Source organism: Litoreibacter sp., assembly GCF_039974535.1.
GTDB lineage: Bacteria > Pseudomonadota > Alphaproteobacteria > Rhodobacterales > Rhodobacteraceae > Litoreibacter.
This window is the reverse complement of the sequence record NZ_JBDWIU010000001.1, coordinates 155,883-169,596: the sequence shown is the minus strand read 5'-3', so window position 1 is coordinate 169,596 and position 13,714 is coordinate 155,883. Positions and strand designations below refer to the sequence as shown.

Genomic DNA, 13,714 nt, shown 5'->3' with positions numbered 1-13,714 from the left:
CCTGTCAGCGGTGGGGCGGTTATGAAAATGATCGGGGTTACATCGCAGTCGTTTTCGTTCGGAAATACCGACGCGGGCGCTTCCGAAAATCGTGTCACTACGACACCATTTTTTATGTCCGAATTTCCCATCGACACGGGGCTATGGAACCAGTTTGTAACGGCGACTGGCTACCATCACAGCCTAGACGGAGCAGAAACGTGGGACTGGGGCTGGACTGTTGCTGATCCGCAAAATGGATTTGATCCACTTCAGCCAAATCATCCAGCGGTAGGCGTGTGTTATGCCGATAGTCTAGCGTTTTGCGCTTGGTTGACCGAATTGAGCGGCACTCACGTGCGTTTGCCTACCGAGATCGAATTCGAAGCGGCGGCCCGTGCTGGGTGTCGTTGTACCACTTACTGCAAATCAGCGAAATCCGTACGTGATGTGGTGCGCCAATATGGTGACAATGCGTTGCGCCGACCCCCTTCCTTAAATGACAAAGCAGCGAACGCATTTGGATTGTACAGCATGCATGGCCATATCTGGCACTGGTGCAGCGACGTCGTGAACCTTGACGGTGAGGTGCCATCAACGGCTGCCCTCGTGATGTCCGATGTCGCACGTTGGGACGGCAAATCTGTTTCCGATGGACGTGTGATCCGTGGTGGTTCTTTTGCATACCCGGTCGAATTCGCCTGCTGCGTTGCACGCAGCATTTCCCGAGAAACCGATCGAAACTTCAACGTCGGATTCCGGGTTGTTACGCAAGCAAACGCCGAGGTGGCGACTGCGCATGAAGTGCTTGAAGGACTGGGGTTCAATAAGGAGCCAACACTATGACAAAGACTGCATTCCCGAACATCCATCGCGCCTCGTTAAGTTCCGACACATGTCAACATCTTGCAGGCAGGTATTGGGCCGATTGCGTCGCAAACGTAGAGCTGCGCACCCTGCTCGCAGCGGCTTCCAGAATTGCTTTCGGTGATGTGGTTATTCTAACATTTCCCGGTGACAATTTCACACAAACGCGTAGCGCGGCGCTGCGTTTTGTTAACCTTGTAGGCAATGCGGTTGAAGTAGAACGCGCTGAAAAAGGTATTTGGTATTCACTTGGTGTTGATCCGGCTGCCGCGCCGATTGCAGCAAATGGGACGGGTCCAAATGTTCCGCATGTCGACATGCTCACACTTTCGAAGTTTCCCGATGCCATGGGCATTTTATGTGAACGACCAGATCCGTATGGCGGTGGTCATACCGTGCTTGCGCCGATTGAGCTGTCTGTTTCCCAACTGTCTGAACCGCATGTAACTGCGTTAATGGACCCTATCTTTTCATATTGGCCAGACGATGGCCTGAAGAATGTTGGACATTATCAGAGTCACTTTTCAATTCTTCCCACAAAGGATGATCCGAGGTTCCGTTTCACGTCGAAAATGATGGACCGGATTGCAAAAGTACCACTTTCTGACGCGGCACCTCCGCAGGCAAGGGGTGCCGTTGAAGCGTTAGCGGATGCGCTCGCAAAAAACGTGATGAAAATACAGTTGCAACGCGGCGATTTAGTTTTGTTTTCACAACATCATCATTGTCATGGACGCACAGCTCTTGGAGCCGAAGCTGACAAACCGGGCACTGGCGCGCCACGCCAGCTTTGGCGGATGTACTTTAACCTATCTGTCCCGATCACGTCGGCTCATTCAACAGACACTGCACTCTCAACGGCACCGTGAAATCGAAGGAGCTAAGAAAATGGCAAGACAAATCGCAAATCTATCGACGGCAGACAGTCAGACGCAGAAAACAGCATTACAGATCTTGGCGACCGACGGTATATTCACGTTTTCTACTGCAGAAAGAGAAAAATGGCAGGATGAATTTTTAGCTTTCGCAAACAGCCTTGGCGACGTCTGCGTCCAAGATGATTGTGATCCATCAGGCATAAAAACGTTACCAGCAGAAGTCGCATGCAAGGGTAGTATCTTGCATACAGATAGGGGCAGCATGGAGCGGCCGCCTGAAATTGTATTGATTTTTTGCGAAACACAGTCGGACCAAGGAGGGGAATCTATTTTCCTTGATGGGAAGGCTTTAGTTGATACGCTTCCCGCCCAAGTGACGTCGGATCTTGCTGCGGAGAACTCTGTTTGTTTTGGGTTTCCGAAGTACATCCGGATGACACGGATCTTGGATGAAACCAAAGATCAGCGACGATTCATCCGCTATCGGAATGATCGCTGGGGGTTCTTTGCGCCATCAATTCGGGCACATGTGGACACGATCGAGGACGCGTTTGCAGACTTGACTGAGACTGTGCGACTGCCCGCTGGCACTGGAATTGCATTTCGTAATGATCGTTACCTGCACGGGGCTTTACCATCAAAAGCTGGTGACCGGATTATTCACCGCCTGTTGGTTGCGAACACATCCCTACAATACGGGTTTGAATAAAGCATGGGGAGCATCGCGCATATTACTCTAAGCTCTTTGAGCATGAGCCGCATCCACAATGGCACGCGCAGATGCGGAGAGCCTTGTAGCGGTGGCGTCAAAACCGCAATTAAACAGCATGTCTATGACCGACAGGTTTGCGATGAAACCCAATTTTGGAAAAAGTTGCGGGTAAGTGAAATCTCGTTTCTCAAATCCATGCCAGATTGGCGAAATGCCATGCGCCTTCATTTCGGTTTCAGTCGTATAGGCCTGCATGCCAAAACCGGTGCAAAGATAGCGGGCATTACATGCACGCATCAAAGCTGCGATATTGGCCAGACGACCAGATCCAGGGCTTCGCAACCGACTTGCACGTTTAAACTGACAGGGCGCACCAAGTTGCTGCGCCAAACTTTCAAGGAACAGTATATTCGCTTCCATCAAACCGGTTCCTTGATCAAGGGTCAGGTGTGGCTCCAGCCAACGCATCACTGTGTCGAAATGTGGAGTGGGTTCGTAAGAAACTTTGATTGCGCGCATCATTTTTTTCGGCTGATGCGCCGAAGATACCTGAATTTCGGCCAAATTTGTAAAGCTTTGCTTCTGCACCGGCATAGAGAGCCATACCACACCTTGGGCTGTTTTGATCCGATTGCGATTTTGAAACCCACCATCTTCGAATTGAACGTCATCAAGGTGTACAAAAATATCGCTGACAAACATGCTTTCAATCAGACCCAACCATGGCAGAAAGGCGGGCTGGTGCACGCAGATTATACGGCTCATCACCACACCGTTTTTTCAATAGCATATGTTTCGAAGACGCGATCATCATGCGAAGGCTTGGTTGCGACAAGCGATGACCATCGCAAACCGCGTGCGCTGTGAAATGCTTTGTCCAGATAAGCGCGTCCAGCTTGCGATACGTGATGTTTCAACGCCTCGCATTTTTCATCCAAATGGTCAGTGATATCGACGAAACAAGTTGGTTTGAAATCTGTGAACGGTTGCAGGGGTTCCACGCTCAGTATGGTGGTCACAAATGGCTTGCGAAAACAGATGTTGCGGACCGCAGATGCAACAGCACGATGATCTTGATGATCTGTGCCCGTCCCATCCAAGTGATGTGTGACTACCAGGTCTGGTCGTTTGTCAACGATTGCGGCTTCAATTACACGAACGGTATCGCCGTCTGGCGTGATTTTTCCATCAGGGAGCGCCAAAGTCGTGACATCGCGAGCAATGTTGCGCAGTGCATTTCGTGTTTCTTGCATGCGAACCAAGGGCAATTGATCAAGTGCGCTTTCGCCGACCGCTATGCCGCTAGATCCATCGCTTACGATCAGAACATCGATGTTGCCACCAGACAAAAATATACGTCGCATCAATCCGAAGCTGAGCAATTCCGCATCGTCGGGATGTGCAAAAATCATCATCGCATTGCATCCATCAAAACCCATAAAAAAACCCTTAGTCATTTTTCATTTTGCTAGAAGGAAAACATAAGAATGATTCTTACAGGAAATGAAATTGAGCGACAGGTAAAAATCGGCACAATTACGCTTAGCCCATTTAGTAAAAATCATGTTAATCCTAATAGCTATAATTATCGACTTGGTCACACATTAAAGGAAATCCGCCAAAGTTCGCCTCTTAATCCACGATCCAAAAATGATGCAGATGAATTATTAATCCCACATACGGGTCTTATATTGCGCCCTGGCCGCTTCTATCTTGCTCATACTTATGAAGAAATTGGATCTACCAAGTTTGTGCCAATTTTAATTGGTCGTAGTTCGATTGGACGACTTGGTTTGTTTCTGCAGATATCCGCCGATCTTGGAAATCTCGGGGCTTGTCATCGTTGGACACTTGAACTTTACTCTGTCTTACCAATTCGTGTTTATCCAAAAATGATAATTGGACAAGTCAGTTTTTGGTCAGTTTCTGGCGCGAAAATACCATATGAAGGCACAATAGGCTTTCAAAACGATCCGATTTTCGCACCCCCTCTAGAGGTGAATTAGATGATACTAACAGGACTGGAAATAAATAAATGTCAGATAGATGGATCAATTATAATTGATCCATTTGATCCTGAGCAAGTAAATCCTAATAGTTATGATTTTCGCTTGGGTGAAACGCTATTGCGATACACGGATGACGTCGTTGATCCTCGGCAAGATAACTCGTGCGAAGTAGTCGCTATTCCAGATACCGGGTTGGTGATTCAGCGAGGTGCGTTTTTCTTGGGTAACACACGCGAAGTAATGGGAAGTAATCACTATGCACCAATCATTCGCGCTAAATCATCAGTCGCACGACTTGGCTTATTTGTTCACGTTACGGCCGACCTGATTGATATTGGATCTGTCAATCAATTCACACTGCAAATGTACGCCACGCATGACGTGAGGATTTTTGCGGGCATGTTGGTTGGGCAGGTCACATTCTGGAAGCCGCAAGGCGAAATTTCACTTTACGACGGGAAATATCAAGGATCACGCGGGCCAGTGGCGTCGCGCTCACATTTGGATTGCTCATGCGCATACTCAGCGGAATAGATCTACCTTTCCAACCAAACTGTGGCAGCATTGTGCTGACACAAGATTTGTACGCACGGATGTCATCTTCTGTGGCGACGCGCTTTCTTGTGCTTGATCCGCAAACTAGTACGCCTTTGCCTTCAGGTTGGGACGCATTGAACATCGATAAGGCGGAGGCGTTGCGTGATCCGGTGTCCTACCAGCGTCGTCTTAACACCGCTGTCGAACGGGCGTTAGATCAGTTTAAGCCCGACGTTCTTCACTGTCAGCATCTGTGCTATGGCATGACGGCAGCGTTAACGCGACTAAGGGGCATTCCAAAGATTGGGGTTTGCCATGGTACGGATGTAATCGAAGCCTGCCGTAACCGAAAATTTCGCGACAGTTTTCGCAAGAATGTGCGAACCCTCGACCGAATTATTTTCCCGTCCCGTGGTATTTTGAGTGACGCGCGCACGATCCTGCCCATCCCAGCCGAAAAGGTCCGTATTGTTCCTTGGGGTCTTCCCGCACGGTATTTGCGTCTAGAACGAAAACTTGCGCAGTACTGTACCGAGCCATTTCACATACTCTACGCTGGTCGGTTTGACGAAAGTAAGGGGATCGATCTTTTGATCCATGCGCTGTCTGCTTTGCCAGAATGGGTTCATTTGACGTTGTTAGGACAAGGACCGATCCGATCTAAACTTTCAAATCAGATCGCGCAACTTGATCTTGAAAAGCGGGTTCGGTTCAAACCCTGGCAAAATCGCGATGATTTGCAGGAAACATTTGCAGAGTACCAACTACTGGTTTTGCCCAGCCGGGAGATTGAAGCATTCGGGCTTGTCAGTGTCGAAGCCCAAGCTGCGGGACTGCCTGCAATCGTTTCACGTGTCAGCGGCTTGCCTGAAACGTTACCAAAACGAGCAGGTGTGTTGGCATTTACCTCAGGTGATGTTCATGAGCTTGTTGATCGCATTGGACTAATTTTGGGTGATCAGATGCTTTGGTCTGACCTAGCGATGCGATGTCGCGCGAATGCTAATCGTTTCAAAATCCAAGACACCGTGGATCAATTCATGACTGTGAGTAGGAGCCTGATACATGCCTAATGATACAAATTTATCCCTGACGTTGGGTTTGACGACGCATCCTGCAAGTAGGAATTTCTACGACAACTCATTGTTAGAGCGGTACGAGACGTTGAATGGCGCGGCCCACGACGTAAAGGAAAAGGAACGTAAGGTTTTAGATACAGTTTTGGCTGATAGGCGGGCCTCACACGCTGCATGTCGATCGATGCTTGATATTGGAACATGCACCGGGCGTTACTTGCGATGGGGCCAAGCCAATGGATTCCGTCAGATTTGCGGTCTAGATCATTCGCAGGACGCAATTGCATTTTGTGAAGCTACGTTGCCATTTACATGCGAACTCCACAGGGCGGATTGTACGCACATTGAAAGTTTTTCGCGGCTTAAGGATGTCGACTTGATTACGATGATGATGGGCACTTTTAACCATCTAGTGATTGATGCGGTTGCCGGATTTTTTAGAAACTTACAATTGATCGCTGCCCCCCGTGCGCAGTTTGTCGTGTCAACTTGGGCAAAATCGCCAATGGATCTGGCAATTTATTCTCATCAGGAAGCGCGTGAATTGATGTCGCAAGATCATGAAGCCGCACTTTTCAAGATGGATGGAAATGGCTGGAAGTTAACTGGGAAACGAAACGCCGGAAGCCTAGATGTCTGGGTTTTCTCTGAAATCGCATCGGGGTGTGGCGCAACTGGATAGCGCAAAGTGCTTCGGGCACTGAGGTTGCTGGTTCGAATCCAGTCACCCCGACCTATTTTTATAGATATCTCGCCTTTGCAAAAGGAACTGTCTCTGTGTTTGCATCTCATATGATCTTGCCGGACTTGCGTAATCAATCCATTTTCGATCGGCTTTCGCCAACTTTACTGAGCGATCTAGGGTTGATCCACAAAGGGGCGGCCGGACGGTTTTCGCTTTTACCACTTGGTACGTTGATTTTTGAACGTATGAAAAAGATACATCGACGTAATATGCTAGCAGCCGGCGCTATCGAAGCCACTTTTTTGTCATTGGCACCTGCCGATACTTGGCGGGAAAGCGGAAGATGGGACAGCTTTGGGCCTGCCTTAATTAAAACGAAGCTACACGGCGATCAGGCCGCATGTCTGAACCCAACTCATGAGGAAGCGGCTGTCACGATCATGCGAGATTGGTTAACAAGTTATCGGGATTTGCCAAAGAACCTGTTTTGTATTCAAAAAGTTTACCGGGATGAACCAAGGCCAAAATCACAACTGCTGCGGACCCATGAGTTTGTCATGGCCGACTCCTATTCATTTCACCAAGATTCAAGTGACGCCGATACATGTTATCAGAAAATGCAGGATGTGTTTTCGACGACGTTCGCGGCATATGGTTTGCCGTGCCAAATTATCCACGCAGATAATGGGTTGATCGGCGGATCGCGAAGCGTGGAGTTCCAGCTACCACATGAACTTGGGGAGAGCCGGTTTGTTGCGTGTTCTTGCGGATACGCAGCTGATGTCAGCGTTCTGCGAAAAGAGGGTATTTGCAACGAGTGTGGCGAAGAAATCGAGGCGATTAAAGGCATCGAGCTGGGCCATATATTTCACCTTGAGACGACCTACAGCGCAAAGATGAGTCTGCGGGTTCGCGGACAGAACAACAAGATGCAACATCCAGTTATGGGATGTACCGGGATCGGTATGACACGTAGTTTGCAGTCAATCGTGATGAGCCATTTAAAGGAAAGCGGGGTCGCTTGGCCCAAGGCTGTCGCGCCATTCGATGTTGTTATTCAATCTGATAGTAACGAAAAATCACAGATGATCGGAATCGAAGCAAACCTTGCTGCAAAAGGAGTGAGCGTGCTAGCAGATGACCGTGACGTTTCCAAGGCCGCGCAAAATGCGTTGACTGATTTTACGTCACCGCCAATAGTTCTAAAACAGGTTGGTGCGCATTGGGATGCTGTCGCGAAAGGAAATTCGGTAGAAACGGGAATTTCAGCTGAGGCTGTTCTGCCCTATGTCGATGCAATTTTATTGGCTGGACAAAAATCGCAACAAAAACAAACTTTTGCGGAAAGGTTGGAACCGTTCGATGGTGCAGCTGAGTAACCAAGTTGCTACATAATTGAGAAGTCATACCTTCGAAGGAAGCATGTGCGTTCAGCGTAGGACTATTTGAGCTGGACGTGAACATAATCTGTTTTATGAACTGCCGCGACCAGTTTCCGGCACATTCCATTTTGGATTGCATCAGTCGATAAATTTCTGATGCAGATCAGAAGGACGTGGTGAGACGACCCTATCGTAAATTGAACCTAGATGAACGCTGAATCTTAGCGACGATGTCTCAGGCGAAAGTCACGAAGATTGCGGAAACGCTTACCCGAGATCGGTCCACATGCTTATGAGATCCGCGGATTTCAGCAACTGTATTGGTCAAAACTTGAACCGATACTGGAATAATATGTGTTGGTGAAACCGTTTCACATGAGAGCTCGCTATGCCTATCGTTCCAACCTCAAAAGCCTTCAGCAGATCAAGTGCTACTCTGTGGGCGGGACAGTTGAGCCGTTAACGCATCATCCCCACGGGCCTGCGCCTCGGTTCGTGAGGCCTCTAGGCTGCGGTGATCTACCTAGTTTCCGAAATTCGTCTGAAACGATGAATGGGGCAACCGTCACTTCGATATCTTTCCTATCTGGGGAGGGGCATCGTTAGCCTTAAGAGTTTTTTCGGTGTATTCTTCCAGCGTTTTTATGATCTCATCCCACTTGCTCGGGAGCAGAAGGTCAATGATAGGCGCTTCTTTGTGGCGATCGTCCTCGCACAGTTTTTTGGAAATAGCGTCTACGCATCGTTTTTGACCTGCCGCGTCGGTGTAAGGAAGCGCGATGTGACAAATACTAGCCAACCTAATGCATGGTTCTGAAGGTTTTTTCCTCAAGGAAGGAACGATCAGGTGTCATTTGTCATCAACAAATTTGAAAGTGGTGAGCCCTGATGGGTTCGAACCATCGACCTACTGATTAAAAGTCAGTTGCTCTACCAACTGAGCTAAGGGCCCACTGAGGACGCTATCTAGAAAGGTCGCCCTATGGGGTCAACCCCCAAATCGAAGTGAATCTTCACCATCTCTTCCATTGTGCCCAAGCGAGGGTTATATCGCGCCCTATGCAACACGCTGATACCCCCCTCGGCCTGCCCTTCATGAAAATGCACGGGCTAGGCAATGACTTCGTGGTTATTGACCAACGAGGCAATAATATAAGTGTATCCGAGGCTTTGGCCCGCGCTCTAGGTGATCGCCATCGCGGCGTAGGCTTCGATCAACTCGCCGTTTTGGAAAATATTTCTGACGCCGACGTTGGATTAACTTTTTTTAATTCTGACGGCTCAACAGCGGGGGCATGCGGCAACGCAACCCGCTGTATTGCCCGATTCGAGATGGCTCGGCTGGGAATCACTTCGCTGACGTTGAAAACCGAACGGGGGATTCTACAGGCCGAAGACGCCGGAGGCGGCCTCACCCGCGTCAACATGGGCGCACCTTTGCTGGATTGGGCCGACGTCCCGCTCGCCCATAAGATGGACACCCTAGAGCTGCCAATCGACGGCGCACCCAGCGCCACGGGCATGGGCAACCCGCATTGCACCTTCTTCGTGGATGACGTGAACGCCATTGATCTGGCGACATTTGGCCCGGCCCATGAACATCACGCCCTGTTCCCAGAACGCACCAATGTACAGGTCGCGCAGCTTGTCGGCGAAAACCACCTGCGGATGCGCGTGTGGGAACGCGGCGTCGGCGTGACGCTGGCCTCAGGGTCGTCTTCCTGCGCCACTGCCGTTGCGGCCGCGCGTCGTGGCCTAACAGGGCGCCAAGTGCGCATCGACCTTGATGGCGGGCGCATCGACATTGATTGGCGGGATGACGGCGTTTGGATGACCGGCCCGACCACACATGTTTTCTCAGGCCATCTGACCCCTGAATTTCTGGCCGCCCTATGAAGCCGCCGATTTTCTCCACCCACGGCTGCCGCCTAAACGCCTATGAGACCGAGGCCATGCGCGACCTGACCCAAGGCCAAGACAATTTGGTCGTGGTCAACACATGCGCCGTCACCGCCGAAGCCGTTCGCAAAGCTCGCCAGGACATCCGCAAATTGCGCCGCGAAAACCCCGATGCCCGCCTTGTGGTCACCGGATGCGCCGCTCAGACCGAGCCTGAGACCTTTTCCAACATGGCAGAAGTCGACAATGTCATCGGCAACACCGAAAAGATGAACCGCGCTACTTGGGGGTTCTTGCCTGACACCGAAGAGGTGCAAGTCGACGACATCATGTCCGTCGAGGAAACCGCAGGCCATCTGATCGACGGCTTCGGCACCCGCGCCCGTGCCTATGTGCAGGTGCAAAACGGCTGCGATCACCGCTGCACCTTCTGCATCATCCCCTATGGTCGCGGCAATTCCCGATCCGTCCCTGCGGGTGTTGTGGTCGATCAGATCAAGCGCCTCGTCGACAAAGGATACAACGAGGTGGTGCTTACAGGCGTCGATCTTACGTCTTGGGGCGCGGATCTGCCCGCAACGCCGCAACTTGGCGATCTGGTGCTGCGCATTCTCAAGCTGGTACCTGACCTGCCACGATTGCGCATCTCCTCCATCGATTCGATTGAGGTTGATGAGGCCCTGATGCAAGCCATCGCGACCGAGCCTCGCCTGATGCCCCATCTCCACCTTAGCTTGCAAGCGGGCGACGACATGATCCTCAAACGCATGAAACGTCGCCACTTGCGCGATGACGCGATCAAGTTTTGCGAAGAGGCCCGTAAACTGCGTCCCGATATGACTTACGGCGCGGATATCATTGCGGGTTTCCCGACCGAAACCGACGCGATGTTTGAGAACTCCCTAAAGCTTGTCGAGGATTGCGACCTGACGTGGCTGCACGTCTTCCCCTATTCCGCGCGCCAAGGAACCCCCGCCGCGAAGATGCCCGCCGTGAACGGCAAGGACATCAAAGCCCGCGCCGCAAAGTTGCGTGATGCTGGCGACGCGCAGGTACAACGCCATCTCGCGTCGCGGGTTGGGAACACCCATAACATCCTCATGGAAAACGCCCGCATGGGCCGGACGGAGCAATTCACCGAGACCCTGTTCGACACCGATCAACCCATCGGCCAAATCGTCCCTGCCCGCATCATCGGGACCAAGGGCAGCCAGCTACGCGCATGAACGATATCCTCTATAGTTTCCGCCGCTGCCCCTATGCCATGCGCGCCCGCCTCGCGATCCATGTGGCGGGTCTGGAACTAGAGCACCGCGAAATTCTGCTCCGCGATAAAGCACCCGAATTTCTGGCCGCGTCCCCCAAGGGAACCGTTCCCGTTGTCGTCTCTTCTGACAGGGTGATCGAAGAAAGCCTTGATGTGATGCTTTGGGCGTTGGAGCAAAACGATCCTGACAACTGGCTTATAGATCGCGGCGACAGCCTTGCGATGATTGCCCATAACGACGGCCCCTATAAGCAGGCCTTGGATCGCTACAAATACGCCAATCGGCACGACAACGACCCCGAAAGATGGCGCAGTTTGGGGGCGGGCACGCTGTCAAAATACGACACTATTCTAACCCAAAGCAGGTACTTTTTAGGTGATGAGCCTCGCCTCGCTGATATGGCGATCTACCCGTTTGTACGCCAATTTGCCAACACGGATCGCACATGGTTTGACGCGCAACCTTGGCCGCATCTTCACAAGTGGCTGGATGCGCATTTGGCATCCCAGCGCTTTGCGGCGATCATGGTAAAGCTGCCAAAATGGCAGGCCGGTGATCCAGCAACACTTGCACCCTCCGCATAACCTCGCCAAGGATGTCGACATGCATCCGAACCCAACATTTCGCCAAGACCCTGACAGCCGCAATATCGGCTTCGCCCGTGAGCGGGGATTTGGGACGTTGGCCGTAAACGGCGACGACACCCCTCTGACCGCTCACATCCCATTCCTACTAAATGAGGATGGCAAACAGGCGGAGTTGCACCTTGTGCGCTCCAACCCGATTGCGCGCCTGTGCAAAGAGCCATTGAAAGCCGTGATCACCATCAATGGTCCCGACAGCTACATCTCCCCTGATTGGTACGGGATCGACGATCAGGTGCCGACTTGGAATTATGTGGCCGTACGTATCAGCGGCACGCTTTCGCCCCTGCCCCAAGATCAGCTGCACCCGCTGCTAAATCGCCTTTCCGCGCATTTCGAGGAGCATTTACGCCCCAAGACACCATGGACAACCGACAAGATGTCCGATGATGTGTTGATGAGGATGATGCGCCAAATCCAGCCATTCCAGTTTGATGTCACCAACATCGAAGGCACTTGGAAACTAGGACAGAACAAACCCGACGAAGTCCGCACCGGCGCCGCAGACCATGTGGCGGCCTACGGCATTGGGCAAGAAACACAAACCCTTTCCGCGCTGATGCACGGCGCCAAACCGGAGACATCCTCATGAAGCTTTTTTCCAGCCCCACATCTCCTTACGTACGCAAAGTCCTCGTCCTGCTGCGTGAAACCGGCCAGATGAACGACCTAGAATTTGATGTCGTTGGCGGCACCCCCATTGATCCCGGCACCATGCCACGCGACCTGAACCCGTTGGGCAAAATCCCTGCGTTGGTCCTCGACGCGGGGCAACCGATCTACGATAGCCGCGTAATTTGCCGCTTCCTCGATGACCGCGCCAAATCCGGCCTTTACGGCAGCGGCGACAACACATGGCAACGCCAAACGCTGGAGGCCACAGCAGACGGCATCTTGGACGCCGCCATTTTGATGGTCTACGAGGCCCGCGTTCGCCCCGAAGACAAACAATACGACGATTGGATCGAGGCGCAGTGGCGCAAGATCAGCACCGCCCTTGATGCCTTGGAGGCTTCTTGGATGGGCATGCTCAACGAGGCCGACCTGCACATCGGCCATATCGCCGTTGGCTGCGCTTTGGGCTACCTTGATCTGCGGTCCGCGGATCGGAACTGGCGCGAAGGTCGTCCAAACTTGACCGCTTGGGAGGCCGAGTTCGCCAAGCGCGACAGCATGGTCGCAACTGTACCGCCAGCGGGGTAAAGCATGACCCAAATCACGCGCACAACTGATATAGACGCCTGTTTAGATATTCGACGGGTCGTCTTTATCGAGGGGCAGAGCGTCCCCGAAGACATCGAGATCGACGGCGAAGATGCTGACTGCATCCAATACCTTGCCACGGTAAACGGCATCCCCGCCGCAACAGCGCGGGTTAAACCCATTGGCACGACGGCCAAAATCCAACGCGTGGCAGTCTTAGATGCCCACCGCGGAACAGGTCTGGGGGCACAACTCATGCGGTACGTCCTCGATGACGCCCGTACAGAGTTCAAAGACGCCCTGCTAGGCTCACAAGTCCACGCGATCGGTTTCTACGAAAAGTTGGGGTTTGAGGTCTTCGGCCCCGAATTTGACGATGCTGGCATCCCGCATCGAGAGATGGCCTTGGAACTCAGGTGAGTCGTCGCCAGAGCAATCGAAAGCCTACAACAACAACCCCCAAAGAACTTACTGCCAAAAGAACCGCGATCGTTACCGACAACGATCCCACACAGCCCCCCAGACCACCAAGGTACAGATCATCATTGATCGAATACACCGCTACCCAATTCACG

At 51.9% G+C, this 13,714-nt stretch carries 16 protein-coding genes and 2 tRNA genes; 15 read left to right on the top strand and 3 right to left on the bottom strand.

Annotated elements, in window-relative coordinates; translation table 11 throughout:
- Window positions 1-21 precede the first annotated feature (21 nt).
- Genes ABJN86_RS00795 through ABJN86_RS00785 form a run of 3 tightly spaced genes read left to right on the top strand, consistent with a single transcriptional unit; the run spans window position 22 to window position 2,433 of the window.
- Window positions 22-825: an SUMF1/EgtB/PvdO family nonheme iron enzyme gene (locus ABJN86_RS00795; RefSeq protein ID WP_348362718.1), complete on the top strand. Its 804-nt coding sequence runs from the start codon at window positions 22-24 to the stop codon at window positions 823-825.
- On the top strand, window positions 822-1,715 hold the full coding sequence (locus ABJN86_RS00790; RefSeq protein ID WP_348362720.1) for a TauD/TfdA family dioxygenase: 894 nt from the start codon (window positions 822-824) through the stop codon (window positions 1,713-1,715). Before ABJN86_RS00795 ends, ABJN86_RS00790 begins: the two co-directional genes overlap by 4 nt.
- 19 nt (window positions 1,716-1,734) lie before the next feature.
- A complete protein-coding gene (locus tag ABJN86_RS00785; protein WP_348362721.1) occupies window positions 1,735-2,433 on the top strand; it encodes a TauD/TfdA family dioxygenase in 699 nt (232 codons plus the stop codon).
- Between the two features lie 27 nt (window positions 2,434-2,460).
- Here ABJN86_RS00785 and ABJN86_RS00780 read toward each other — a convergent pair whose 3' ends face one another.
- A complete protein-coding gene (locus ABJN86_RS00780) occupies window positions 2,461-3,201 on the bottom strand; it encodes a WbqC family protein (protein WP_348362723.1) in 741 nt (246 codons plus the stop codon).
- A complete protein-coding gene (locus ABJN86_RS00775) occupies window positions 3,201-3,875 on the bottom strand; it encodes a PIG-L family deacetylase (protein ID WP_348362725.1) in 675 nt (224 codons plus the stop codon). Before ABJN86_RS00775 ends, ABJN86_RS00780 begins: the two co-directional genes overlap by 1 nt.
- A 48-nt stretch (window positions 3,876-3,923) precedes the next feature.
- Here ABJN86_RS00775 and ABJN86_RS00770 point away from each other — a divergent pair, with 48 nt between their 5' ends.
- The 6 genes from ABJN86_RS00770 to ABJN86_RS00745 all read left to right on the top strand — a co-directional run bounded on the left by ABJN86_RS00770 (window position 3,924) and on the right by ABJN86_RS00745 (window position 8,122).
- Entirely contained in the window at window positions 3,924-4,442 is a 519-nt protein-coding gene (locus tag ABJN86_RS00770) for a hypothetical protein (RefSeq protein WP_348362727.1), read from the top strand.
- Window positions 4,443-4,979: a dCTP deaminase gene (dcd, locus tag ABJN86_RS00765; protein ID WP_348362729.1), complete on the top strand. Its 537-nt coding sequence runs from the start codon at window positions 4,443-4,445 to the stop codon at window positions 4,977-4,979.
- Between the two features lie 89 nt (window positions 4,980-5,068).
- A complete protein-coding gene (locus ABJN86_RS00760; protein WP_348362730.1) occupies window positions 5,069-6,055 on the top strand; it encodes a glycosyltransferase family 4 protein in 987 nt (328 codons plus the stop codon).
- Entirely contained in the window at window positions 6,048-6,740 is a 693-nt protein-coding gene (locus ABJN86_RS00755) for a class I SAM-dependent methyltransferase (RefSeq protein ID WP_348362731.1), read from the top strand. Before ABJN86_RS00760 ends, ABJN86_RS00755 begins: the two co-directional genes overlap by 8 nt.
- Window positions 6,718-6,791: transfer RNA gene (locus ABJN86_RS00750), tRNA-Arg, on the top strand. The genes ABJN86_RS00755 and ABJN86_RS00750 overlap by 23 nt, the downstream gene beginning before the upstream one ends.
- 44 nt (window positions 6,792-6,835) lie before the next feature.
- Window positions 6,836-8,122 carry an aminoacyl--tRNA ligase-related protein gene (locus tag ABJN86_RS00745; RefSeq protein WP_348362733.1) on the top strand — a complete coding sequence of 429 codons (1,287 nt, stop codon included), beginning with the start codon at window positions 6,836-6,838 and terminating at the stop codon, window positions 8,120-8,122.
- Between the two features lie 879 nt (window positions 8,123-9,001).
- On the opposite strand, the gene ABJN86_RS00740 is transcribed toward ABJN86_RS00745, so the two are convergent.
- Window positions 9,002-9,077, bottom strand: a tRNA-Lys gene (locus ABJN86_RS00740).
- Window positions 9,078-9,184: 107 nt separating this feature from the next.
- Between ABJN86_RS00740 and dapF the strand changes: the two genes are divergently transcribed.
- The 6 genes from dapF to ABJN86_RS00710 are packed head-to-tail and all read left to right on the top strand — an operon-like array spanning window position 9,185 to window position 13,559.
- Window positions 9,185-10,021, top strand: coding sequence for a diaminopimelate epimerase (gene dapF / locus ABJN86_RS00735; protein WP_348362734.1), 837 nt, complete (start codon window positions 9,185-9,187; stop codon window positions 10,019-10,021).
- Window positions 10,018-11,250, top strand: a complete 1,233-nt coding sequence (gene mtaB, locus ABJN86_RS00730) for a tRNA (N(6)-L-threonylcarbamoyladenosine(37)-C(2))-methylthiotransferase MtaB (RefSeq protein WP_348362736.1) — start codon at window positions 10,018-10,020, stop codon at window positions 11,248-11,250. The genes dapF and mtaB overlap by 4 nt, the downstream gene beginning before the upstream one ends.
- Complete coding sequence (locus tag ABJN86_RS00725) at window positions 11,247-11,876, top strand: glutathione S-transferase (RefSeq protein WP_348362738.1); 630 nt, start codon at window positions 11,247-11,249, stop codon at window positions 11,874-11,876. Before mtaB ends, ABJN86_RS00725 begins: the two co-directional genes overlap by 4 nt.
- 19 nt (window positions 11,877-11,895) lie before the next feature.
- Complete coding sequence (locus ABJN86_RS00720) at window positions 11,896-12,528, top strand: FMN-binding negative transcriptional regulator (protein ID WP_348362740.1); 633 nt, start codon at window positions 11,896-11,898, stop codon at window positions 12,526-12,528.
- Window positions 12,525-13,139 carry a glutathione S-transferase gene (locus tag ABJN86_RS00715; protein WP_348362741.1) on the top strand — a complete coding sequence of 205 codons (615 nt, stop codon included), beginning with the start codon at window positions 12,525-12,527 and terminating at the stop codon, window positions 13,137-13,139. The genes ABJN86_RS00720 and ABJN86_RS00715 overlap by 4 nt, the downstream gene beginning before the upstream one ends.
- Before the next feature lie 3 nt (window positions 13,140-13,142).
- Window positions 13,143-13,559, top strand: a complete 417-nt coding sequence (locus ABJN86_RS00710; protein WP_348362742.1) for a GNAT family N-acetyltransferase — start codon at window positions 13,143-13,145, stop codon at window positions 13,557-13,559.
- Window positions 13,560-13,714: the final 155 nt, after the last annotated feature.